A 21,325-nucleotide genomic window follows, 5' to 3' on the forward strand; every position below is an offset into this window, starting at 1 on the left:
ATGATGCGCCTGTTCCATTTTAACGATTATTTTAATGTCCTGTGGATTTCCCAATGAATGCTCCTGAACTTTTATCCCCTGCCGGCAGTTTAAAAGCTATGCGTATGGCTTTTGCTTATGGCGCTGATGCTGTGTATGCCGGTCAGCCGCGTTTTAGTTTGCGGGTGCGCAATAACGAATTTGATCTTGAAACTCTGGCCATTGGTATTAAGGAAGCTCATCAGCAGGGCAAAAAGTTTTATCTGGTGGTTAATATTGCGCCACATAACAGTAAGTTACAGCGTTTTGTTGAAGATATGACGCCTGCGATAGAGTTGGGGCCTGATGCACTTATTGTGTCTGACCCCGGTGTGGTATTTTTATTACGCCAACATTTCCCTCAAATGCCGCTGCATTTGTCGGTGCAGGCCAACACAGTCAATTGGGCCGCTGTATTGTTTTGGCAACAACAAGGCATAGAAAGGGTGATTTTATCCCGCGAGCTGGCGCTGGAAGAAATAGCGAAAATCCGCGAAAAAGTGCCACAGATGGAGCTGGAAGTCTTTGTGCACGGTGCTTTGTGCATGGCCTATTCAGGCCGTTGCTTATTGTCTGGCTATATCAATAAACGCGATCCGAATCAGGGCGCCTGCACCAATGCCTGTCGCTGGTCTTATCAAAGCCATGAAGCACAAGCCGATGAAGTAGGGCAATACAAGCCTGTTATTTCGCCATTAGCTCCACCTGTGTTGGTGGAAGAACAAGGGAGGCCCGGCGAGCTGATGTTGCTGGATGAAGACGAGCATGGCAGTTATATCTTTAACTCTAAAGATTTACGCGCGGTACAGCATGTGCCGGCTTTGACTGCTATGGGCGTGCATTCACTGAAAATAGAAGGCCGTACCAAGTCACCTTATTATGTGGCCCGCACAGCGCATGTCTATCGTAAAGCCATAGATGATGCGATGGCGGGCAAAAGTTTTGATTTTGATTTGCTACAGCAACTGAACGGTATGGCGAACCGCGGTTTTACCGAAGGCTTTTTGCGCCGTCATGTGCCAACTGATTTGCAAAATTACCAGACCAGCCATAGCGAAGGTGAGCAGTTACTGGTGGGGGAATTCAGCGGTGAGCTGAATGCTGATGGTCAGGCTATGTTGCAGGTAAAAAACCGTTTTAGCTTTGACGATCAACTGCTGTTGATGACACCACAAGGCATCACAGAGATAGAGTCTGTCTTCTATGCAGCAGATGGTCAACAACTGCTGGTTGCACCTGGTTCTGGTTATCAGGTCTGGTTTAAATTGCCTGCAGGTGTAAGTCCGCACTATGGCTTTTTGCTGAAGCAACAGAAGGTTCAGGCTAAAGCATCTTGTAGGGAGACTTTATGTCAGTGTGGATAGAAGCTATATGTATTAACTGTGATCTATGTGTGCCGGAGTGCCCGAATACTGCCATTTATCGTGGCGAGAGCCATTATCAAGCGGATGCGGACTTATGCACTGAATGTGTAGGTTTTTATAACCAGCCAGCCTGTATAGAAGTTTGTCCGCTGGATTGTATCAAGTACCTTCCGGCCCAGTCTGGACCTGCGGCAATTTAATTTATTGATCTGTACTTCTTTTTCTGTTTTTCTCACTAAACTATTGAAACATAGCCACAAGCACTAAAACGCAGCTGGCTGATTTCAGATGATTTACAGTTGATCGACAGGATGAAGTGAATGACAGACCCTTTTATGCGAGCCGCGATAGAACAAGCCAAAAAAAGTTTAGCCGAAGGTGGTATTCCAATAGGTTCAGTGCTGGTGATTGATGGAGAAATTGTAGGGCGGGGCCACAATCAGCGGGTACAAAAGGGCAGTTGTGTGCTGCATGCGGAAATGGATTGTCTGGAAAACGCCGGTCGTTTAACGGCAAAAGATTACAAACGGGCTGTGTTGTATTCCACCTTATCCCCTTGTGATATGTGCAGCGGCACTGTGTTGCTTTATGGCATTCCTAAAGTCGTAGTGGGTGAAAACCGTACTTTTCAGGGACCTGAAGGTTATGTCAAAAGCCGTGGGGTTGAACTTATCGTTCAGGACAATGCTGAATGTGTGCAACTGATGCAGGACTTTATTGCCACTAAACCAGAGTTATGGAATGAAGATATAGGGGAATAACGTGAAGTTATGGCTCGTTCTGTTACATGGATTGTTGGTCACTGTCCCGGCATCAGCGGATGCATTCTCGTGGGGAAGTAGCAGCTCAGGTTGGCTGTTGTTGGCCGCGGCTGCGCTTTTTATTATTCCTGCCACTTTGGCTTTCCTTCTCTTTATATTCCGGGTCAACCGTAAACTCAAAGCTATTGTAATTACAGGTCAGCGCGCTGCCATGATGCAACAAAACCGCAGTCGGGTTCTTGCGATGATAGTTGAGCAGGCACCATTAGTACAGGTGTTGGATGCTTTGGTTGAAGGAGCAGAGCAAATGGATCCGTCGGCCAGTTGCACTGTGTTGTTACTGGATGATCAGGGGCTTTTACATGTAGCTTCAGCTCCGCATTTACCGGATGAATACAACGCAGCTATTGACGGTTTAGCCTCGGGTTATGGCGTGGGTTCCTGTGGTACAGCAGCTTTTTTGGGGCAGCGGGTCATAGTGGAAGATGTGCGTGTGCATCCGTATTGGCAACCTTATCAGGCTTTAGTTGATTTAGCGGGTATCCGCTCTTGCTGGTCTGAACCTATTAAAAACCGTCAGGGTAAAGTGTTGGGTACTTTTGCGATTTATCATAAAGAGGTGACAGTGCCGTCGGATCAGGACATTCAACTGATTAGTGAAAGTGCGGCCTTAGCGGAAATTGTGATTGAACGTAGCCACGCAATAGAAGCATTAAAACGCAGTGAAGAAAGACACCGTTTATTGGCTGATCATGCGACTGATGTTATATGGACTATGGATTTAAATGGTCATTTTACCTATATCAGCCCTTCAGCGCAGAAGCTGACAGGTTTTACTGTAGCAGAGCTGATGCAGCAACAGATGCTGCAACTGGTGACGCCAGACTCTTATGCACAGGTGAAACTACAAATGAAGAAGGCTGCCAAAGCCTTACAGGAAGGTGAAGCCTATCCGGATTATGTCGGTGAAGTAGAGCAGGTATGCAAAGACGGCCGCCGGGTCTGGAGTGAAGTAAAAATTTCCGGTATGTATGATGCTGAAGGGGCATTTGTCGGCATTTTGGGGGTTAGCCGGGATCTAACAGAACGACGAAAAATTGAAGAACGTATGCGTTATATGGCGCAGCACGATACCTTAACAGGTTTACCTAACCGCACGTTGTTTTCTGACCGCTTACAAAAGGCATTGCAATACGCAGTGCGGCATAAAAAAGCCTTGGCCTTGATGTTGTTGGATTTAAACAAATTTAAACCTGTGAATGACACTCATGGCCACGCAGTGGGAGATTTGTTATTACAGCAGGTGGCAGAGCGTTTACAGCATGCAATCCGCTCATCTGATACGGTAGCCCGGATCGGCGGCGATGAGTTTATTATCCTGTTGCCTGCTGTGGATGAATTCCATCACGCCGCCTTGGTCGCAGAAAAAATTCAGCATTCTATCGCCTTACCTTTTGATATTCATGGCCTGGAAATCCAGATCAGCTGCAGTATTGGAGTGGCTTGTTTTCCAGAGGATGGTGAAACCGATTTAGTGCTGAGTAAAGTGGCCGATCAGCGCATGTACCAGCAGAAGGCTGAATTGGCTATTCAATTAGAAACTGCGACAGATTTTTTTCCTGTGGTGGAATAAATCCGGGAGCTGAATCGTTACCTCTGTGTCAATGGTGACAACAGAGGTAATCAATATGAACACAATCCGCTTTTCTTCTTTATCAGCAGCAGTGGTTTTAGCATCTTTGTCTGGTCTTTGTATGGCACAGGCCGAAATGACAGTCACAGCTGCAGCACAAAACACTGCAGCCACTGTAACCTTGCAACAGCAACAACCAAATTCGATGGCCTCATCCTCAGGCGCTACGTCTTTGGGTATTCTCTCTGCCAGTTCAACTTCCGCTGAAACAAATAATCAGGTAACTACCAATTCAGACGGCGCTGAACAAAGTGAAGCGCAGCTGACATCTGCGGCTTTGTCACAAAGTACAAGCATAGCTCAGCAAAGCTCCACGGCCGTAAACGCTTTGTTGCCTCAACCTGCTGTAACAATACCAGAGCTTCCGTCCGCAGGCTCAGTTGTGCCAGCAGAGCTTCCGGCATTACCTGGTTTGGTCAATGATTCTGCCCGGGCTGCAGTTAGTCAAACCACAAATGCTCTGGTTCAGCAGCAAATAAATACTGAACTGACAAAAGCTGTGGATGACACCATCAAAGCTGAAGTAGTGAATTCTGTGCAATCGAGCCTGAACAGTGTGTTAACTCTGGGTTTATAAAACAGTCAGGCCAGCGTTCTGCTGGCCTTTTTCTGGAGTATTATCATGAGAACACTGCATTATATTTTGTGTCTGCAACTAGTCAGCCTGTTTGGAAGTGTCCGGGCAGAAGCGCTTGAGCCATCAGAGCAGACCAAAGTCACTGGCTATATGAGTTATGGTCAGAGCTACAATTCAAACCTTAAAACCGCTGAGCTGGACAATGCGTCAGGTCGTTCAGCTTCAGGGCAGGAACTGGAAGCTCAGTTGGCTCTGCACTGGACTCCGGCCCAGCAGTGGACCTTGGATCTTGGCTACAGGCACCAACAAAACAGCTGGCAAGATAATTCAGACTTTAATACTAGTTTAGGTTTATGGTCTGCAGATCTGAGTTATCAGGCAAAGTGGCTGACACTTGGCAGCAGTTACCACAAAGCAGATGCCAGCTTAGCCAGCGAGGATTTGCTTAGTCTGGATCAATACAGCCTGTATATGGCTAAACTCTGGCTGCAGCGTTATTACCTGCGGCTGAGTCTGACCCAGACCGATAAAGATTTTACTGTACTTGATGACAGAGATGCCAAACTACAACAACTGCGCAGTGATTTCTTTGCATTCAGCACCGATCAGCAGGGTTTTATGCAGCTTGGTCTGGCTTATCAGGACGAACAGACTGAGTCTGAATTGTTTGATTTTCGGGGGCCTCTGATACAACTGAAAGCGTCACAGCAGTGGCGTTGGTTTGAGCAGGATCACAAGGTTCAGTTCGGCTGGCAGTGGCAACACAAAGACTATCAGATTGCTGCTGACGCTGAAAAACGGCAGGATCGGATCCAAAGCTGGCTGATGAACTGGCAATGGCAATTGAATAACTATCTGGCGCTGACAGCCCAGCTGGAGCATCAGAATTCCGCGTCCAGCTTACCCAGTGCAGATTACTCTCAAAATCTGGCTGGTATGGCATTGCGCTTATCTTTTTAATGGGAGCCAGGGCGAAGCAGGCCAAAACCATAAACGGTGTCTTTGCCCGGTTCGCCTAAATCCACAGCCTGTTGCCGTAATTGGGCTCTGAGTTGAGCTGTAGTTACACCTGATGCCAACTGACAGGCGGCAATAGCTGCAACCACAGGTGAAGCCAATGAAGTACCTGTTTCCAAACCAAAGCCAGCGCCGGCTTTGGCCACGGTGACAGCGACTCCGGGCGCGGCGAACTCAATATAATCCCCTTGATTGGCCCAGCGATAAATATGTTGCTGTTGATCAACAGCTGTGACGGCAATCACCTCTTTATATGCTGCCGGATACAAAGGCGCTGCGGCAGGACCTGCATTACCAGCCGCTGCAACCAATACAATACTTTTCTGTGCTAATGCGCTGATGGCGTGTTGCAACAAGGGATGAGCCGGGCCTGTAAGGCTTAGATTAATCAGTTGCACTTGCTCTGAGGCTAACCAATTCAGCGCTTCCAATAAATGGACCAAAGTAGCACCTTGCTGATAAGCGTTCTGCTGATAAAACACCGCTGCGCTAAATAGCTGCGCCTTGGGTAACAAAGGCTTAAGCCCCGGTCCCTGTCCTGTAAGTAATGAGGCTACAGCCGTACCATGCTGATTGTCTTGTGCCAGATCGGGCGGTAAGAAATTTTTACTGATTAAGGCTTCAGGATGAGCAAAGGCTGGATGTTGTCGATCAACAGCGGAATCCACCATACCTACTTTTACGGCACTTTGACAGAGGCTGTCAGAAGCGGAAACTTTGCTGGCGCCATTGGTTTTGCCTTGTTGTGGATTGTAAATAGTATTGCTGAAAACCTGTGCTTGTATATCTGCTGGTAAGGATTGCAGCAGCTCAGGTTTAGTTCCTGAACCTGCTGGCAGCTGGATCCGGTATAAAAATAAGCCTAATTCCGGGTAACGCTTTTGGTCGACTAAATAACTGTGCAACTGAGTCTGTTGTTGCCATTGCTGCGAACTTAACATCAGTAACCATTGACCTTCGACGACTCTGACTCCGTGCTCCAGTTCAATTTCACGCCAGAGCAGTTGGTTTTGCTGATTCACTACTGGCAGGTTGGCTGGCAACTGCATGACTGGATCCAGGTTAAGTCTCAAGCGCTGGCGCAATCTGTCAGTGGCAAGCTTATCCTGAAGTAGTTGTTGTCTGGTTTGATGTAACAACTGCTGTTCTAAAGTTGTCAGACGATCGGTTACGGGCAAACCAAGAGGCTGTTCCAGCCTGTCGGTCAACGGGTTTGAAGGCAAAAGCTGAGCTTGTGACTCCAGTGCCAACAAGGACAGCAGTACAAAGGTCAGTTTATTTTTCATGATGATCTCTTTGGTTACAAAAAACTATGTACCATAAAAACGTCTGAGCAGAAAAAAAATTCCATTGTGGTGGAATAAATCTGTCTGTTGCTTCGTCTCCTTTTTAACAGGGAGTATTACTGACGATGAAAACTGAATTAAAAACTTTATTGCCTCAGCTGAGACGTTTTGCGTTTTCGCTGACCGGTTCAGTTCAGGACGCTGATGACCTGGTGCAAAACACCATAGAGCGGTTACTGAATAGCCCGCCTGAACCCCATGTGACTTTATTGCACTGGTGTTTTCGGGTCTGTCGCAATGTTTGGATAGACGAATACCGTAGCCGTAAAGTGCGGCAGGCCGGATCTAATGAGCCTGAACTACAGGAAGCAAGTACAGATGGAGAAGCCACTATGCTGGCACAAATTCAGCTAACGCAGGTACAAAGCGCCATCAGCCAGTTACCGCAAGACCAACAAGAAGTCTTGAGTCTGGTGGCTGTGCAGGGATGTAGTTATGCCGAAGCGGCCCAAATCCTGGCTCTACCGGCCGGGACTATTATGAGTCGTCTTGCCAGAGCCCGCAGCGCTTTAGCTCAAAGCGTTCAGCTCGCAAAGGGGAGTTACGTTGTATGAAGATCACAGATGAAATGTTATCTGCATTTCTTGATTCTGAATTACCTGAACCACAAATGCAGCATATTCGTGAATTGTTGCTTCAGGACGAGCAATTAGCTGAACGTCTGGCGGCTTTGGCTGAAGTGGATCTGCTGCTCAGGCAGCAGGCAAGTCTGATAGATGGCACTCCGGTGCCACAGCAACTGATGGCGCTGCTGGATGAACCAGAACAAGGTTCGGTGATCCGGTTTCCGTTCTGGCGCCGGTTGGCACAGCCACGGCAGTGGCATAGCGCAGCTGCAGCTTGTATGGCTTTTGCTGCTGGTTATGCCATGGTGCTTTGGCAACAGCAGGACCCATGGTCTGAGATCAGCGTTGCACTGGAGACTCAGCCCGCAGGTGCCAGTTATCAGTTGGGAACAGATTCAACCTTAACCCCACATCTGACCTTTTTAGATCAACAAGGCAGGTACTGCCGGCAATATCAAATCAGCAGCACTACTGAACTCAGCCAGCAATTGGCTTGCCGTTCTGCAGAAGGCTGGCAGCTGGAAGCTATGATCAAGGCTGCAGCTACAGAGAGTCCGTTGTACCAGACGGCCAGTGGCACTGCGGTGCTGGACCCAGTGATTGACCAGATGATCTCAGGTCAGGTGTTAAGCCTTTCGGGTGAACAACAATTAATCCAGCAAGGCTGGTCGACAAAACACAAAGGAGAATGATCATGAAACTACTTCTTGCTGTTTTGTTGTTAAGTCTGACGGCGTGCAGCAGTGCGCCTGATTACCGCAGTGCATCGGCTGCGGGTTATGGTTACAGTGATACCGAGCTGGGTCCTAATTATCACAGGGTCCAGTTTAAACTCAGAGGTAAAAACAAAACCAAAGCTATGGATTATGCCCTGCAAAGGGCGGCCGAGCTAACTTTGAGTCAGGGTTACGATTGGTTTGATTTGGTGGAAAAAGAAACACTGGTAGACCGCAAGACCTATGAAGTGACAACCAGGCTCAGCACAGCCAACCATCATCGGCAGACGTCTTGTGGTTTACTCAGCTGCAGTAGTTATTACCAGCCTGACATGATGCCTGAGCCGGATACAGTAACGGATTACACCGAAGTGCGGATTGATATTCGTTTGGGCAAAGGTGTTAGTCCACAAGGGACCAGTATATTTCAGGCTGCTGAAGTGCTAAACAAGATGGAGCAATAACCAGCAGGGATTGCTGCTGGTTATTCTGATGCTAAAGCAGATTTATTTAGCTTTTTCCGGCCAGGTGGCAGGTAAAGATAAATCACCTGAAGCCACATCGTACACGTTCACTACGCATAACAGCGGGTTGTGCAGGTTGGCATTTACTTTCAGTGCAGCTGTCACACCGTCGTAGTTAAAATCAGTTGGGAAACCCACTTCTTTTAACGGCACACGGATAGTGACGGTATCTTTTTTCAGGTTGAAATCATAACCAGGAGAGTCGATATAAATTGGAGCGCCTGGCCAGGTTTTTGGCACTTTAGGAGTTTCACCTTTAGGGATATCCCGTACTTTTAAACCTTTAGGGCCACAGCTTTCATCTGGGGTTAACACTACCCAGTGTGAATGCCAGTCGTCGCCGTCGTTCGCCAGATTGCCATCGTTGTTTTCGTCATACAAAGGCGTGTCATCAAAGTCAGGGTGGGCTGTTAATGCCAGCGCCACTATGCCTTTTTTACCATCAAAACCAATGACTGAAGAATCCAGTGTGGTGGGCCAGACATAACTTAGTACGTCTGCTGTGGCAAATTTTCCGCCATTGCTGACTGGTTTTTCTGCACCTGCAGTGCCTGTAACCACCTGCTCAAACACCAGATGGGTACCGTCTTTAAATACCCGGGTGTGAACTAAGTCAAACGCAGCTTTAGTGGCTGACTTTTCTGCATGAATACCACCTGGGCCATGCGCGAATGCCTGGCTGGCGGCTAAAGCTATTAAAGAACTTAATAGTAATTTTTTCATCATTCACCTCAAGCTAAATCTGTGATGGCAGCGCCAAAGTTGATATGTAATACCTGGCCATCAATCACTAAGGCTGGTACTGACTGGACGCCTGCAGCTTTGGCTGTTGCGACTTCAGCACTCTGTTCACCTAAATGCACTACATTAATTTGGTATTTGTTCGGGTCAATCATGCTTAACAAGGCTTGCTCGGCGCTAATGCAAACAGGGCAACCAGCATGGTAAAAAGTAGCAATAGTTTTAGTGTTCATAGCTTTGTTTCCTTTAAAAGAGTCAGGTTAAGAATCTGTACTGCGCTGCACTGCATTGCGCTGTACTCTACATTATGTTTCGATTCGATACGTATTATTGTTTTGAATCGAAACAGTGTCAAGGCTATGTTTTAATAAAACTGTGGATTATTTATTAAGGTTTTGATTTTTATCGTTTTATTTTTTTGTTCTGTGCAGTTAAATGCCAGAAAACAAAAAAGCCACCTGGTCGGTGGCTTCTTTTTTAAAGGGGGGAAAGGCTCAAATAGCGCAGCTTCCGCCTTGCTGTAACCAAATTTCCTGTTGGGGGGCATTGGCATCCAATACCTCAATACGTTCTATCTGCAGCAGTGGAATTTCCACTTTTTGTCCGTCCTTATCCAGCAGCAGAAATTCTTCCTGTGCTGTACTTCGGGTGTCACGGGCAATACCCTGAATAGTGCTGCCATCCAGCTGATGGATCAGGACCGGGTATCGTCTCATACAGATAATTTCGACATGATCATGTAAATCGCAAGCAAGAATGGCCGGGTTCATCAGGGTGCTCCTTTGATCTTGGGTTAATTAAACACAGAGCCGCTTAGCAGCCCTGTAATTTCAGAATGTAATACCCCTGCACATTAATAGCTGAAATAACCGCTGGGGTGGCTATTTCGTTATGACAAAAATCACAGCTTTGTTGCTGTATGTCGTCACTGTTATAGCCTTGTTGTTGTAAAAACTGCTGTGCATAGAGTTTAGCCTTAGCTGCATGCTCTGGCGTCACCAACACATCAAAATGCAGGTAATGGCCATTGGTCGTTTTTACATGGGTGTCAAAAACCTGAACGTTCATAAAAAGCTCCTCACTCAACCTTAAATTAAGTATCGAATCGATACGTTATTAAAATAATAGTTTCGCTTCGATACAATGTCAAGCTATACTGTGCAGATAAAATACAGGTCTAGATCCAGATGCAAGTGCAGGTGTTAAAACTATGGCTTTAAGCTTTTTTGATTATGTCGAACGCATCAACAGTTTGCTGCGTAGCTGGCAGCGGGACGATGCCGAACTTTCTATGGTGCCCGCTGTGCAGCTTAGCGCTTTGCGTTATCTGAGTATTTGTAATCATTACTCAGATACTGTGATGGGCGTGACCGATTATCTGGGCCTGACTAAAGGCACAGTGTCTCAGTCGTTAAAAGCGCTGGAAGAGCGGCAGTGGATTTACAAAGAGCCGGATCTGCAGGACAAACGCATAGTGCATTTAAAACCAACAGCAGCAGGTTTAGCTGTGGTGCAACAGTTGGTGGCTGTGCAGGTGCTGCAACAGGCAGTGCAGCAGCTGGGGCCTGAACTGGAACAGCAACTGACAGGCGCTTTGCATCAGTTGTTGAGTCATGTGCAGCAGCAAGAGCAGCGCAAAAGTTTTGGCGTGTGCAAAAGCTGCCGTTTCCATCAGCAGCAGGACGGTTTGCCCTTTTGTGGTTTAACTCAGCAGCCTTTGCCGGTAACAAGTACAGAGCTGATTTGTCGTGAACATCAGGATACGGCATAGAGGAGAAAATAGATGAAGACGAAAAGTTGCGTGGTGATCCGGCATTTACAGTTTGAAGATCTCGGTAGTTTTGCTGAGCCATTAACGGCTGCTGGTTATCAGCTGCAGTATCTGGATGCGGCTATGGATGATTTAACTGCGGCGTATCAGGCGGATTTAACTGTCATTTTAGGTGGCCCGGTGGGCGTGTACGACACAGCTTTGTATCCGTTTTTACAGACTGAGCTGCTGATCGCCAAACAACGTTTGGCAGAACAGCGGCCCTTGTTAGGGGTTTGCCTCGGGTCGCAGCTAATAGCTGCAGCTGCTGGTGCTGCTGTCTATCCGGGCGCTTATGGCAAAGAAATTGGCTGGTCGCCTATTCAGTTTACTCAAGCGGCGCTGGACACTCAGCTTTTTGCGGTTGAGGACACGAATACAGAAATCCAGATGTTCCACTGGCATGGCGATACCTTTGATTTGCCTGCTGGTGCAGAGCTGTTGGCATCGAGTGAAGACTACAAACAAATTTACCATATAGGCTCGCAGGTACTGGCGTTTCAATGCCACCCTGAACTGGAAGGCCAGCGTATCGAACAATGGTTGCTTGGCCATGCCGCCGAATTAGCAGCCTGGCCTTTGGCAGATTTAGCGAAAATTCGCCAGGACACCAAAGCTTATGCCCCGGCTTTACGCCAGTTTAGCCAGCAATTACTTACGCGCTGGCTGGATCAGCTGTAAGCTAGCTTAGCTGCGCACCGTCTTTTCGACTTTAATACCTAAGCGTTTGGCGAGGCGGGCCAGATTGGCCCTGTCTAAATCGAGCTGCTTCGCCGCCAGACTCCAGTTGCCAGCTGTTTGGCTTAGGATTTGAATAATTTGCTGCTTCTGAAATTCTTCAGTGGCAGCTTTCAGGCTTAAGCCGTTGCTGTGGAGCATAGGCAAAGTTGCTGGCGAGTGGCTATCGGCTGAAACTCCTCGCTCTGCCAGCTCCAGATGCTGTGGTAACAGAGCAATAATATCCTGGGCTTTGGCTTCTTTTCTGGCTTTGAGCGCAGCGCGGCTAATCACATGTTCCAGCTCCCGCACATTACCAGGCCAGTTGTACTGCAACAACACAGACTGAGCTGCGGTGCTGAGTTTTAGCTGACGTATGCCCAATTTGCGGGCAGTCAATTCCAGAAAATAGCCGGCCAGCAGCAACACATCCTGTTGTCGCTCTTTGAGTGCAGGGACAGTAATGGGATAAACAGATAATCGATGATACAAGTCGGCGCGAAAATGACCTGCAGCCACTTCAGCAGCTAAATCTCTGTTGGTGGCCGCTATCACCCGCACATTCACCGTTTTTACTTCATCTTTGCCGACAGGCTGAATTTCGCCGCTTTGCAGCACCCGCAATAATTTGCTTTGTACGCTAAGTGGCAGTTCACCGACTTCATCGAGGAATATAGTGCCACCATCGGCCAATAAAAATTTACCAGGTCTTTCCCGCTCGGCACCGGTAAAAGCACCTTTGGCATGACCAAACAACTCAGATTCAGCCAGTGTTTCAGGCAAAGAAGCACAGTTTAAATGCACCAGTTGCTGTTTGGCTCTTCTGGATAACTGATGCAGAGTTCTGGCGACCAGCTCTTTACCTACGCCAGTCTGGCCCTGAATGAGCACTGTGTAATCTGAACCCGCGACCAGTTGAATATCACTTTTTAGCGCCAGCATCGCCTGGCTTTGACCTATCAGTTCGCCACCATCGCGGATCAGGGCTTCATGAGTCAGTTCTTCGACTAAATGTTGCGCCTGCAGCGCTTGTTGTTCGAGTTTTTTCAGCTGAATAGCTGTTTTTAAGGTGGCTGCCGACATAGCTGCAATCAAGTCTAAGGTCCGTTCAGCTATGGCAGAAAAAGCATCAGGTTTCAGGCTGTCCAGCGTCAGCACCCCTATCAGTTGGCCATCTGAATACAAAGGTAAACCCATACAGGAATGCACAGGCAAGTCACCGGCCTGCGCCAGTAACAAGCCATCGTAAGGATCAGCCAATTCAGTGTCGGATGGAAAACGCACCGGGCTGCTGCTTTGGCAAATGAGCGCAAGGCGAGGGTGATCCTTCAGAGCGAAACGACGGCCTAAGGTATCAGCTGTTAAGCCTTGGATCGCCAGCGGCATCAGCAGCTCCCCCTGATAAGAGAGCAGCACCACCGCATCGCAGTTAATGGCTTTACGCACAGAGCCCAGCAAGCGGTCAAAGCGATCTGTGGTGGTGATGCTGTTCGCCAGATCCAGCGCCACTTCCAGCAACAAGGTTGAGTTGAGTTCGGCCATTGCAGCTCCTGCTGACATTTGTTCTGCTTAAATTGTGTCACAAAGAATCTAGTTTGTCATTTTGACTCTTATTTATTGTGTCATTTTGACATGAATTTTGGTTGGTTAATTATTAAGTTATTGAAATTAAAGTTAAAAATAACTGGCATCAGAACTGCAATACATAAGGAAACCAAACCGGAATCCAATGATTCCACAGGAGCTTATGATGTTTCATGTTGCCCAATTTTTTAGTAATGAAAAACTGTCCGCCTCTGACAAGTTCGAAACTTTGTTACTGGCTGCCAATACTTTATTAGCTTTGTCTTTTAGCTTACTACTGGCGACTGTGGTTGTTTGTTATCCGCTCTCTTATATGTTTTCGTTTGAACTGCAACTGGCAGGTCACGTCACTATGATTTTCAGCGCGACTTTGGTGAAAATTGCCTATGTCTGCCGCTGCATAGCTCAGTACGAACTGCACAAAGAAGTGCGTTAAGCCATGAGCCAGCGTCCTCCTTTGATGAATATCCACTGGCCTGACGAAGTGCAAGAGGGCAAGCGAAAAGCTCTGTCCTCTTATCCTTTGTTTGCGTTGGCATTCAGGCCTTTTTTTCTGGCCGGTGCCTGTTGGGCTTTCGTGGCGATCAGCATTTGGGCCTTGTGGTTTAGCGGCTTGATGTTGTTTCAGTTTGGTTTTCTTGCAGCCCTGTGGCACGCCCATGAGATGTTATTTGGCTTTGGTGCTTTAGTTGCTGTGGGCTTTTTACTGACGGCAGCACAAAACTGGACAGGCTTGCCCAGTCTATCGGGCAAACCGCTGTTGTTATTAACCGGGCTTTGGCTGACTGCCCGTTTTTGCTTGTTATTCGCAGAATACACTCCACTGTTATGGCTTTTTATCGCCGCTCAACTGCTGTGGTGGGCTGGTGCTATTTACAGTTTAGCGAGCTTACTGATCAGAGCTAAAAGTAAAAATAACTATCTGTTTATTCCACTCTTGTCTGGGATGGCTTTGCTCAATACGGCTTTTATTTATGCAGCTGCGACTCAGCAGTTTGCCGCCGCTTCGCATTTAAGTCACAGCATGATCCTGCTGTTTGGCATCCTGATGGGCATAGTAGGTGGACGGGTGATCCCATTTTTCACCGCCAGGGCTTTAGGACTGGAACAAATCAAAACGCCATTGCTGGATAAGTTGTTATTGCCTTTGTCTGTGTTTGGCACCGCATTGTTTATCACAGGTTTTTTTGTCCAACTGCCACTTAAAGCGGGCTGGTTGATACTGCTGGTGGGGTCTTTGCATCTGGTGCGTTTATCCTTCTGGACGTCATGGAAAATCTGGGCAGCCCCTTTGCTTTGGTCCTTACAGCTGGCTTATCTGGCCTTGGCTTTAGGTTTAATTCTTTTAGGCATCAGCGATTTAACTCTGCTACTGGTATTTAAAGACGTGCTGCATCTGCTGAGCATCAGCGCTATGGCAGGCATGATCCTCGCCATGATGGCCCGTGTGTCTTTAGGTCATACAGGCCGGCTACTGCAGGTTGGCAAAACTATCACTGTAGCTTTTGCTTTGCTGTTGCTCGCTGGCCCTGTGCGGATGGTGGCCAGCTTAGCAGGGTTCCCTCTGATGTTCTGGCAAGCCAGCGCTGTGTTATGGCTGTGCGCCTTTGCAATCTTCCTTTGGTTTTATTGGCCTGTTCTGACTCAGCCCCGTGCTGACGGCAGACCGGGTTAGTTTCTGCTGTTCTAAGTTATTTAATTAAATGAGGTTTTTTATGTTATCTGCTCAAACTATTGCCATCGTTAAAAGCACTGTGCCCTTACTGGAAGGTGCCGGTGTGGCCATCACTAACCACTTCTATCAGCGTATGTTTCAGGTGAATCCTGAGCTGAAAGATATATTTAATATGACCAACCAGCACAGTGGCCGCCAGCAATTTGCCTTGTTTAGTGCTATTGCCGCTTACGCCAAAAATATAGATAACTTGTCTGTGCTGACTGAAACTGTGGAGCGTGTGGCGCATAAACATACCAGCTTTTTTATTCAGCCTGAGCACTACGACATTGTAGGTCATCACCTGATTGAAACTTTACGTGAACTGGCTCCTGATGCATTTACGCCAGAAGTAGAACAGGCCTGGACTGAAGCTTATGGCGTGCTGGCGAATATTTTTACAGGCCGCGAGCGTCAAATTTATAACCAGACTGAACAAAAGCCGGGTGGCTGGTATGGTCCACGTCGTTTTAAAGTGAAAGAAAAAATCCGTGAATCTGAACTGGTATCAAGCTTCGTATTGGTACCAAAAGATGGTGAAGCCGTGGTGGATTACCTGCCAGGCCAATATCTGGGTGTGAAAGTAAAACCTGCGCATTGTGACTACTATGAAATCCGTCAATATTCCTTGTCTGACAAAGCGAATGGCCATAGTTACCGGATCAGCGTCAAACGTGAAACGGGTGAAGTGGCTGGTTTAGTTTCTAATTATCTGCATGACGAAATTCAGGCCGGAGATGAGCTGGATATTCTGCCGCCAGCTGGTGACTTCTTCCTGCAATCTGCTCATTTACCTACAGTGTTGATCTCAGCTGGTGTGGGTTTAACCCCTATGGTGTCTATGCTGGAAAGCATTGTGGCTTTAAAGCAACAAACCCCGGTGTTTTTCCTGCACGCTTGTGAAAATACGCAGCAACATTCATTTGCACAGCGTATTTCGCAACTGGAAAAAGACTACCCATTACTGCACAACTTTACCTGGTTCAACAAAGCGGAGCAGAACACAGCTGCCGGTCAGTTTACTGGTTTGATGGATCTGAAAGCTGTTGCTGCCCAGTTGCCGCTGCAAAGTGCCAATTTCTACCTCTGTGGTCCTACAGGTTTTATGAAGTTTGCCAAAGATCAGTTACTGGCGTTGGGTGTGGCTTCGGCTCAAATTCACTATGAAGTTTTTGGTCCTCATAGCGACCTGTAATAGCGATCAGCGCTAGCTACCAGGCCCGGCGTTTTGCTGGGTCTGGCTCACAAGTAGAGAACAAGCGAAGGGGGACTTATGTGGAGCCTGGTACGTACTGTGAAGTTGCAACAAGCCGAAGTGAAGCGGCAAGAGACGGAGCAACAACTACAGCAGTTGTTAGAGCAGAATCAGCAACTTGAACACCAACTGGCCGCCAGGGATCTGCAGCTCAAAACCATAACTCAACAAGTGGAGAGCACAACAAAAACTGCCACAGAGCTGGGGCAATTTGAACAAAGTATGCTGCATATGGAACGCAGCATGGTAAGACTCGCTGATGACTTAAAGCAGCAGCAACAACTGGCATTCGAAGCCCGGCAACTGGCAGAGCGCAGTGGCTCTCAGATGCAGGAATCGAATAAGCAACTTCAATCTTTGCAGCAACAAAGCAGTAAAAGCCTGCAGACGCTGCAAAAACTGAAAACCGAAACCTCTGTTATTTCCGGTGTAGTAGAGCTTATTCGCTCTATTTCAGAGCAAACGAATTTGTTGTCACTGAATGCCGCTATTGAGGCCGCAAGGGCAGGTGAGCATGGTCGCGGTTTTTCAGTGGTGGCGGATGAAGTGCGCAAATTAGCCTTAAAAACCACAGCATCGACCACAGAAATCAGCAGCTCTATTCAAAGTATTTTGCAGCAGGTGGATGAAGTCAGTGTGCATGTCAGCGCTATGGATGAGGAAACTCAAGCCTTGTCCACTTTGTTTGCCGATACAGCGGAGGTTAGCCAGCATATCAGCCAGAACTGTATTCAGGCCGACCGCAGCAGCACCTACTCAGCTATGGTGTTTGCTGTGGAGCTTGCCAACCTGGAAGAACTGGTGATGAAGATGATGGTGTACCGCACCTTATTGGGAGGCGCCAGCTTTCAATCCAAAGATTTACCAGATGAACACCAATGCCGGCTCGGTGCTTTATACGATCAATTGCCCACACAGCAGCGTATGGCCAAAGGCTCCGTCTACCAGCAGATTGAAGCGCCACACCAAGCCGTGCATCAACAAGCCAAACTCACTTTGGACTATTACCATCAGGGGCGCTTACCTGAAACCTTGCAAAGCCTGAGCAAAATGGAACAAGCCAACCTAAAGGTGATGCAGCTGATGCAGCAATTATTGACGGAAATGGATTTGGGGCAGGCTGCAAGAATCTGAATCAACCAGCTTGGTGTTTTTACAGAAACACAACGTCGGAGTATATGCAGCTAAGGTGAGGATATTCCTCAGTTGCATGTCCTCGATTTAAATTTTAACTAGCATTCCAGATCATCTTATTTTCGCCTGAAATCCTGTGAAACTATTTAATGCATCAAAAGCTGAGAACACATTCCAACCATGTTCTTTCAAACTATGAGCGTTGCTCATATTTATCAGCACAGCAACTTTTCGTCTTGGCCAGCAGAGATCGATTGAAATCATCTTACTACCATCATTAAGGGCAACCCCAAGTTCTGGCCCTGGCAGAGCGGTAGATTTGCACTTCAATATCAAACCTTCTAGCGCTGAATCAGCGCATTTAAGTACGTTGGCATAGTTAAACACATCGAATTTATGTTGCTCGCGTCGACACTCGTTGATCCGTTGTATATCTTCGTTACTAACATACAGGTGCCCATGATGGGGCTGTTTCTTGTGGCAGTCAGCACATAAAGCCCGCAAGTTTTGTTTGCTGTTGTCCGCTTTATTGCCATTGATATGGTGGACGTGCAGTAATTTAGGATTGTCTGTTAGATTAACACCACACTGTTCACAGGCGTAATCAAGATCAGCTCTAATCTTTGAGGAAATGACTGACCAGTCAGCTGTATATCCCGCTGATTGGAATCCTACGGTGGATTTTGGTAAAGATTTGAAATACGAACTATACGTCTCAAAAAATTTTGCATAAGAAAACTCATTAACGAGTTTGTTTTTTTCAGGCCAGCTAGCGTTTGAGAAATCCTGATGGTTCAGAAGGCTTAGGCAATTCTGACACACCGCCAAGTCTGCATCACCTTTAATTTCTTGCTGTGTTCGATAATCGACGCCAAAGACAGGAAAGAAACCATCAATACGACTAATTACATCGTACCTGTCATTAAACCTTCCGCGTTCGCGCATGCTAATAATAGTCTTACATTCAGCGACATGAACACGTTTTGCAGTTTTTTGTTTCCCGTCATGAAGTATCTGTATGATATTGCTGCTTTGGTCAGGTATATAAAGCATAACCTGATGACCATCATAGCCAAGTATGCCGTTGCTGCCGTCGATGTCATTTAGTTCAATATCAACGCCCAGAATCATTCCGTTTTTGAGATGCTCTCCAATGTCAGTCCATTCGCCAGATTTGCTTTGGACAGAAAAATTAGTCACAACATTTCCAAGCGGCGCGATCGCTTTGTGTAAAGCGGTGAGGTCGACAGTCAATTTCACTTACTGACTCTCCAAGATACGTTTGATCTGAATATCGGCATTGGTAATTGCCCTAAAAGAGACTCGTCGGGATTGCGCTGCATCTTCTGCGCTGTCTTTAAAGACCAATCGTGACGATGAAAAACCAACCGCCGCGATATTAGCTTTAATCCAATTAACCTCTAGTGGCATTAACGCATAAGCGTATTCCAGTACAGCACGGGTGCGTCCCTGAGATAAATTCATATTGTGGAAATAGGCTTGGCTTTCTGTTGATCCTCGAGGACCAGCACTTGAGGTGTGTCCCTCAATACGAATTTCGTCCAGAGACTCTCGGTAGGGTCTCAATACTTCTATATACCTTGGAAAGAAATCTTTCAGTATCTCTTTGTATGCATCACTGAGCGTTGTTGCATTGTTGGCAAATAGCACATCAGGAGATTGAAAATTAAATGCCAGCGTCTCCTTGTCGATAGTGGCTCCCCATTTTTGTAGATCATTTTTAAATTCTGTCTGTAGAGCCTCATAGATAGCTACCTGATTCTGTTGATATGCAACGGCAACATCTTTTATTTTTTCGTTTTCTTTTTGCGTATTCATCATGAAGACTATAGCAATAAACAAAAACACCATCATCAGTCCTGCCATCAGATCGGAGACAGTCAGCCAATGCTCGCCGCTTTCTTGTGATGCTGAACTGGTTCCAAACAGCTTATTCATCATGCTACTCGCTTATTCACAATTTCATTCATAGCTTGTGTCAGTCTGATGTAGTCTTCAACGAACCTGCCACTAACCTGAGCCAGAGCCTGGCCCATCTCATTCATGACGCGGTTGATCTCTTGCTGCATCGCTGAATCTATCAGCTTCAGTTGTGAATCTACAGCCTCAGCGGTGAAACCTACTTGTTGCTTAACTTGCTCCTCCATCGCATCGAAAGTCCGTTTTGCTTGATTGATTTGCTGAGTTGCAGCCTCATCAATCACTTCATTGAGGCGTAGTTGAAGCTTATCGGCAGATGTAATCACGATATCGCGCATTTGCTCGGTATCTTGTACTAGGTTCTTATTAGCTTCTTTCATGGTTGAGGTCATATCTTTAGCATCAGCCACCATTTTTTCAATCATGTCACGCATCTGAGAGTTCAGATCACTGACTGCATCTTGCAGGTGTTGTTTGATTACTTCAGTCTGAGCCTGTAAATAATCGGAACTTGATTGCAACGCTTCATTGGTGCGAGACGTGTTGTCAGTGAATTCGTTTGCAGCTAGTTCTACATCCTTACTGATGCGCTCAGAACTTTCTTTCAGGCGCTCGCCCACGTGGGTAATACCTTTTTCCGTTTCGCGCGCAAACTTGTCTAGCAAATCATTTGAAGTATTGACGTGTGCTTTTATGTACTCGTCTGACTCGGACAACAACTTCTGGTAGTGCTCACTCGCAGCATTGACGGCTGCAGATATGTCGTTCACAGTTGCCTGGACTTGCTGTTGAATTTGCGGTACTGCTTCAACAGCTTTGTCACGCATGTCTTTGAACGCTTCAAGGTGACGCTCAAGTTCAGCCAGTTGATGTTGGTTCACTTCCATAACTGTTTTCAGTTCCTGCATAGACTGGGGGATCATTTTGCTTTGCTCGGAGATATGCGCAACTGAGGCTTCTGTGGCACTAATAGACTCCACACCCTGTGCATATTGCTGTTGCATCTGCTCTAGTTGCAGTTTGTAGGTTTCCTGCCATTCAACCAACTTAAACACAGCTTCATTGAGTCGCTTAAAATTATCGCCAAACTGTTCTGTCAGATTGTGGTTAAAATCAACAATCACTTGCTTGAGTGCCTCAATAACCTGCTCAGTGGCAGACTTAGATAAGGTGTCAGCAAAGTCTTGCAGTTTAAGCCACAATTTGTCAGAGAATGCTGCAAAGTTCTGTTGCTGTTGTTCAGCTTTTTCTGTAGTGCTTTTAAGGGATGCTTTGGCATTATCGTTCATATCGCCACGCAGGATTTTCAATTGACCAAATAGCGTAGATTCTTCATTGCCCACTAGAGCATCTTTTAGTGCTTTAACTTCAACGATCTGGGCCTGCATAGCACCCAAAATAGCCTCTGGGGTTGCGTGCGTGATGCTTTCCTCCACCAGTTTGGGTTTGAGAAAGGAGAACGTAGACAAGGTTTTAAAGACGACTGAGAAAAAAATACCGGCCAAACTTGTAATAAATGCGGTTTTTAATCCTTCAAGCAGCGGCGGAATACTCGCTTCGATGTCATGTTGATTAAAATCAAGTAAGCCAAGCACAATACCTAAAAAAGTACCAAAAATACCCAGAGTGGTTAGTAGGGTTGGTACATAATGAACAAATTCAATTTGCTTTGCCTGTTTGGTGAACCAAAGGCCCAGCCCAACGATCACCAGCATGGCCAATAAAATAATGGTATTAACTGTGTCCGTGTTAAAGCTACGAAGTAAACTTTCTAATATTTCCATGTTGGTACTCTTTACTTATTGTTTATCGGTAAAAACTGTTTTTACAATCATCTTGCTCAGTCG

Annotated in this window: 24 protein-coding genes; 15 read left to right on the forward strand and 9 right to left on the reverse strand. The window is 46.8% G+C overall.

Annotated features, from left to right (window positions below; translation table 11 throughout):
* The first annotated feature begins 53 nt into the window (after window positions 1–53).
* From trhP to LSG34_RS07140, 6 genes are all read left to right on the forward strand, one after another.
* Window positions 54–1,382 carry a prephenate-dependent tRNA uridine(34) hydroxylase TrhP gene (gene trhP / locus LSG34_RS07115; protein WP_233008133.1) on the forward strand — a complete coding sequence of 443 codons (1,329 nt, stop codon included), beginning with the start codon at window positions 54–56 and terminating at the stop codon, window positions 1,380–1,382.
* Window positions 1,367–1,582 (forward strand): YfhL family 4Fe-4S dicluster ferredoxin, encoded by a 216-nt coding sequence (locus tag LSG34_RS07120; protein WP_233008134.1) that lies wholly within the window; start codon window positions 1,367–1,369, stop codon window positions 1,580–1,582. Before trhP ends, LSG34_RS07120 begins: the two co-directional genes overlap by 16 nt.
* Window positions 1,583–1,702: 120 nt before the next feature.
* Entirely contained in the window at window positions 1,703–2,143 is a 441-nt protein-coding gene (locus tag LSG34_RS07125; protein ID WP_233008135.1) for a nucleoside deaminase, read from the forward strand.
* 1 nt (window position 2,144) lies between these two features.
* Window positions 2,145–3,776, forward strand: a complete 1,632-nt coding sequence (locus tag LSG34_RS07130; protein WP_233008136.1) for a sensor domain-containing diguanylate cyclase — start codon at window positions 2,145–2,147, stop codon at window positions 3,774–3,776.
* Window positions 3,777–3,831: 55 nt separating this feature from the next.
* Window positions 3,832–4,413: a hypothetical protein gene (locus LSG34_RS07135; RefSeq protein ID WP_233008137.1), complete on the forward strand. Its 582-nt coding sequence runs from the start codon at window positions 3,832–3,834 to the stop codon at window positions 4,411–4,413.
* Window positions 4,414–4,458: 45 nt separating this feature from the next.
* Window positions 4,459–5,373, forward strand: coding sequence for an outer membrane beta-barrel protein (locus LSG34_RS07140; protein WP_233008138.1), 915 nt, complete (start codon window positions 4,459–4,461; stop codon window positions 5,371–5,373).
* Here LSG34_RS07140 and LSG34_RS07145 read toward each other — a convergent pair.
* Window positions 5,370–6,716 (reverse strand): S8 family serine peptidase, encoded by a 1,347-nt coding sequence (locus LSG34_RS07145; protein WP_233008139.1) that lies wholly within the window; start codon window positions 6,714–6,716, stop codon window positions 5,370–5,372. The genes LSG34_RS07140 and LSG34_RS07145 overlap by 4 nt on opposite strands.
* A 125-nt stretch (window positions 6,717–6,841) precedes the next feature.
* On the opposite strand from LSG34_RS07145, the gene LSG34_RS07150 reads away from it, so the two are divergent.
* The 3 genes from LSG34_RS07150 to LSG34_RS07160 are packed head-to-tail and all read left to right on the forward strand — an operon-like array spanning window position 6,842 to window position 8,522.
* The gene (locus tag LSG34_RS07150) at window positions 6,842–7,330 is read left to right on the forward strand and encodes an RNA polymerase sigma factor (RefSeq protein WP_233008140.1); all 489 of its coding nucleotides are present in this window, start codon (window positions 6,842–6,844) and stop codon (window positions 7,328–7,330) included.
* Entirely contained in the window at window positions 7,327–8,034 is a 708-nt protein-coding gene (locus tag LSG34_RS07155) for a hypothetical protein (protein ID WP_233008141.1), read from the forward strand. Before LSG34_RS07150 ends, LSG34_RS07155 begins: the two co-directional genes overlap by 4 nt.
* 2 nt (window positions 8,035–8,036) lie before the next feature.
* Entirely contained in the window at window positions 8,037–8,522 is a 486-nt protein-coding gene (locus tag LSG34_RS07160) for a CC0125/CC1285 family lipoprotein (protein WP_233008142.1), read from the forward strand.
* Window positions 8,523–8,564: 42 nt separating this feature from the next.
* Here LSG34_RS07160 and LSG34_RS07165 read toward each other — a convergent pair whose 3' ends face one another.
* The 4 genes from LSG34_RS07165 to LSG34_RS07180 all read right to left on the reverse strand — a co-directional run bounded on the left by LSG34_RS07165 (window position 8,565) and on the right by LSG34_RS07180 (window position 10,391).
* Complete coding sequence (locus LSG34_RS07165; protein ID WP_233008143.1) at window positions 8,565–9,305, reverse strand: hypothetical protein; 741 nt, start codon at window positions 9,303–9,305, stop codon at window positions 8,565–8,567.
* A gap of 8 nt (window positions 9,306–9,313) precedes the next feature.
* Window positions 9,314–9,556 carry a thioredoxin family protein gene (locus LSG34_RS07170; protein ID WP_233008144.1) on the reverse strand — a complete coding sequence of 81 codons (243 nt, stop codon included), beginning with the start codon at window positions 9,554–9,556 and terminating at the stop codon, window positions 9,314–9,316.
* Window positions 9,557–9,817: 261 nt separating this feature from the next.
* The gene (locus LSG34_RS07175) at window positions 9,818–10,093 is read right to left on the reverse strand and encodes a Rho-binding antiterminator (RefSeq protein WP_233008145.1); all 276 of its coding nucleotides are present in this window, start codon (window positions 10,091–10,093) and stop codon (window positions 9,818–9,820) included.
* Window positions 10,094–10,136: 43 nt separating this feature from the next.
* Window positions 10,137–10,391, reverse strand: coding sequence for a DUF2024 family protein (locus LSG34_RS07180; RefSeq protein WP_233008146.1), 255 nt, complete (start codon window positions 10,389–10,391; stop codon window positions 10,137–10,139).
* Between the two features lie 142 nt (window positions 10,392–10,533).
* On the opposite strand from LSG34_RS07180, the gene LSG34_RS07185 reads away from it, so the two are divergent.
* Window positions 10,534–11,094, forward strand: a complete 561-nt coding sequence (locus LSG34_RS07185; RefSeq protein ID WP_233008147.1) for a MarR family winged helix-turn-helix transcriptional regulator — start codon at window positions 10,534–10,536, stop codon at window positions 11,092–11,094.
* A gap of 12 nt (window positions 11,095–11,106) precedes the next feature.
* Window positions 11,107–11,814, forward strand: a complete 708-nt coding sequence (locus tag LSG34_RS07190) for a glutamine amidotransferase (protein ID WP_233008148.1) — start codon at window positions 11,107–11,109, stop codon at window positions 11,812–11,814.
* Between the two features lie 6 nt (window positions 11,815–11,820).
* Here LSG34_RS07190 and norR read toward each other — a convergent pair whose 3' ends face one another.
* Window positions 11,821–13,392, reverse strand: a complete 1,572-nt coding sequence (gene norR, locus LSG34_RS07195; protein ID WP_233008149.1) for a nitric oxide reductase transcriptional regulator NorR — start codon at window positions 13,390–13,392, stop codon at window positions 11,821–11,823.
* Window positions 13,393–13,600: 208 nt separating this feature from the next.
* Here norR and LSG34_RS07200 point away from each other — a divergent pair, with 208 nt between their 5' ends.
* From LSG34_RS07200 to LSG34_RS07215, 4 genes are all read left to right on the forward strand, one after another.
* The gene (locus LSG34_RS07200) at window positions 13,601–13,870 is read left to right on the forward strand and encodes a hypothetical protein (RefSeq protein WP_233008150.1); all 270 of its coding nucleotides are present in this window, start codon (window positions 13,601–13,603) and stop codon (window positions 13,868–13,870) included.
* Window positions 13,871–13,873: 3 nt separating this feature from the next.
* The gene (locus LSG34_RS07205) at window positions 13,874–15,109 is read left to right on the forward strand and encodes an NnrS family protein (protein ID WP_233008151.1); all 1,236 of its coding nucleotides are present in this window, start codon (window positions 13,874–13,876) and stop codon (window positions 15,107–15,109) included.
* Window positions 15,110–15,149: 40 nt separating this feature from the next.
* On the forward strand, window positions 15,150–16,343 hold the full coding sequence (hmpA, locus tag LSG34_RS07210) for an NO-inducible flavohemoprotein (RefSeq protein WP_233008152.1): 1,194 nt from the start codon (window positions 15,150–15,152) through the stop codon (window positions 16,341–16,343).
* A gap of 78 nt (window positions 16,344–16,421) precedes the next feature.
* Entirely contained in the window at window positions 16,422–17,537 is a 1,116-nt protein-coding gene (locus LSG34_RS07215) for a methyl-accepting chemotaxis protein (protein WP_233008153.1), read from the forward strand.
* 111 nt (window positions 17,538–17,648) lie between these two features.
* Here LSG34_RS07215 and LSG34_RS07220 read toward each other — a convergent pair whose 3' ends face one another.
* From LSG34_RS07220 to LSG34_RS07230, 3 genes are read right to left on the reverse strand one after another with little or no spacing between them, the layout of a single operon-like run.
* Entirely contained in the window at window positions 17,649–18,797 is a 1,149-nt protein-coding gene (locus LSG34_RS07220) for an HNH endonuclease signature motif containing protein (RefSeq protein WP_233008154.1), read from the reverse strand.
* Window positions 18,798–19,499, reverse strand: a complete 702-nt coding sequence (locus tag LSG34_RS07225; RefSeq protein ID WP_233008155.1) for an OmpA/MotB family protein — start codon at window positions 19,497–19,499, stop codon at window positions 18,798–18,800.
* Window positions 19,496–21,262, reverse strand: a complete 1,767-nt coding sequence (locus LSG34_RS07230) for a MotA/TolQ/ExbB proton channel family protein (protein WP_233008156.1) — start codon at window positions 21,260–21,262, stop codon at window positions 19,496–19,498. The genes LSG34_RS07225 and LSG34_RS07230 overlap by 4 nt, the downstream gene beginning before the upstream one ends.
* Window positions 21,263–21,325 lie beyond the last annotated feature (63 nt).

This window comes from Rheinheimera faecalis, assembly GCF_021290965.1.
GTDB lineage: Bacteria > Pseudomonadota > Gammaproteobacteria > Enterobacterales > Alteromonadaceae > Pararheinheimera > Pararheinheimera faecalis.

Coding starts and splice junctions, on each gene's coding strand:
- trhP (WP_233008133.1), top strand. CDS start 54: ATGAATGCTCCTGAACTTTTATCCCCTGCCGGCAGTTTAAAAGCTATG.
- LSG34_RS07120 (WP_233008134.1), top strand. CDS start 1,367: ATGTCAGTGTGGATAGAAGCTATATGTATTAACTGTGATCTATGTGTG.
- LSG34_RS07125 (WP_233008135.1), top strand. CDS start 1,703: ATGACAGACCCTTTTATGCGAGCCGCGATAGAACAAGCCAAAAAAAGT.
- LSG34_RS07135 (WP_233008137.1), top strand. CDS start 3,832: ATGAACACAATCCGCTTTTCTTCTTTATCAGCAGCAGTGGTTTTAGCA.
- LSG34_RS07140 (WP_233008138.1), top strand. CDS start 4,459: ATGAGAACACTGCATTATATTTTGTGTCTGCAACTAGTCAGCCTGTTT.
- LSG34_RS07145 (WP_233008139.1), bottom strand. CDS start 6,716: ATGAAAAATAAACTGACCTTTGTACTGCTGTCCTTGTTGGCACTGGAG.
- LSG34_RS07150 (WP_233008140.1), top strand. CDS start 6,842: ATGAAAACTGAATTAAAAACTTTATTGCCTCAGCTGAGACGTTTTGCG.
- LSG34_RS07155 (WP_233008141.1), top strand. CDS start 7,327: ATGAAGATCACAGATGAAATGTTATCTGCATTTCTTGATTCTGAATTA.
- LSG34_RS07160 (WP_233008142.1), top strand. CDS start 8,037: ATGAAACTACTTCTTGCTGTTTTGTTGTTAAGTCTGACGGCGTGCAGC.
- LSG34_RS07165 (WP_233008143.1), bottom strand. CDS start 9,305: ATGAAAAAATTACTATTAAGTTCTTTAATAGCTTTAGCCGCCAGCCAG.
- LSG34_RS07170 (WP_233008144.1), bottom strand. CDS start 9,556: ATGAACACTAAAACTATTGCTACTTTTTACCATGCTGGTTGCCCTGTT.
- LSG34_RS07175 (WP_233008145.1), bottom strand. CDS start 10,093: ATGAACCCGGCCATTCTTGCTTGCGATTTACATGATCATGTCGAAATT.
- LSG34_RS07180 (WP_233008146.1), bottom strand. CDS start 10,391: ATGAACGTTCAGGTTTTTGACACCCATGTAAAAACGACCAATGGCCAT.
- LSG34_RS07185 (WP_233008147.1), top strand. CDS start 10,534: ATGGCTTTAAGCTTTTTTGATTATGTCGAACGCATCAACAGTTTGCTG.
- LSG34_RS07190 (WP_233008148.1), top strand. CDS start 11,107: ATGAAGACGAAAAGTTGCGTGGTGATCCGGCATTTACAGTTTGAAGAT.
- norR (WP_233008149.1), bottom strand. CDS start 13,392: ATGGCCGAACTCAACTCAACCTTGTTGCTGGAAGTGGCGCTGGATCTG.
- LSG34_RS07200 (WP_233008150.1), top strand. CDS start 13,601: ATGTTTCATGTTGCCCAATTTTTTAGTAATGAAAAACTGTCCGCCTCT.
- LSG34_RS07205 (WP_233008151.1), top strand. CDS start 13,874: ATGAGCCAGCGTCCTCCTTTGATGAATATCCACTGGCCTGACGAAGTG.
- hmpA (WP_233008152.1), top strand. CDS start 15,150: ATGTTATCTGCTCAAACTATTGCCATCGTTAAAAGCACTGTGCCCTTA.
- LSG34_RS07215 (WP_233008153.1), top strand. CDS start 16,422: ATGTGGAGCCTGGTACGTACTGTGAAGTTGCAACAAGCCGAAGTGAAG.
- LSG34_RS07225 (WP_233008155.1), bottom strand. CDS start 19,499: ATGATGAATAAGCTGTTTGGAACCAGTTCAGCATCACAAGAAAGCGGC.
- LSG34_RS07230 (WP_233008156.1), bottom strand. CDS start 21,262: ATGGAAATATTAGAAAGTTTACTTCGTAGCTTTAACACGGACACAGTT.